Source organism: Aeromonas sp. EERV15, assembly GCF_900079845.1.
GTDB classification, from domain to species: Bacteria; Pseudomonadota; Gammaproteobacteria; order Enterobacterales; family Aeromonadaceae; genus Aeromonas; species Aeromonas sobria.
The window spans coordinates 1-429 of sequence record NZ_FKKY02000189.1 but is presented as its reverse complement, the minus strand read 5'-3'; the positions used below and the strand labels follow the sequence as shown (position 1 = coordinate 429).

The 429-nt window shown below is 70.6% G+C and carries 1 protein-coding gene; it reads right to left on the bottom strand.

Annotation, left to right across the window (positions count from 1 at the left end; genetic code table 11):
• Window positions 1-160 precede the first annotated feature (160 nt).
• Window positions 161-429 (bottom strand): hypothetical protein (locus BN4575_RS22390; RefSeq protein ID WP_218060830.1); only part of this gene is annotated, 269 nt, incomplete at its 5' end.

Genomic DNA, 429 nt, shown 5'->3' with positions numbered 1-429 from the left:
CCGGAACGACGCGGTGGCCGAGCGGCTGATCGCCGCCGGCGTCCTGGTCGTGCAGGACCGCTGCCTCATGGTCGACCACCGCCGCTTCGCCGCGCGGGGCTGAGGTCGGCTGACCGCGCGGTCGATGGGAGCGATCCGGGTAGCGCTCCGGTCATGCTCCTCAGCGTCGGAATCGCGAGCCGGTCACTCGATGCAGCACATCGTGCCGGTCCAGTGCTTTCCCGAGCCGGTGCAGGTGCCCTAGGTCCCGGTCGAGCACGCCGACGCCTCGACGCAGCAATCGGTTCCCGTCCAGTGCTCCTTCGTATCCGAGCCCCCGCAGGCGCTCGACGTCCCGCTCGTACAGATCGACGCCTCGACGCAGCAGGCGGCTCCCGTCCAGTGCTCCTTCGTATCCGAGCCCCCGCAGGCGCTCGACGTCCCGTTCAC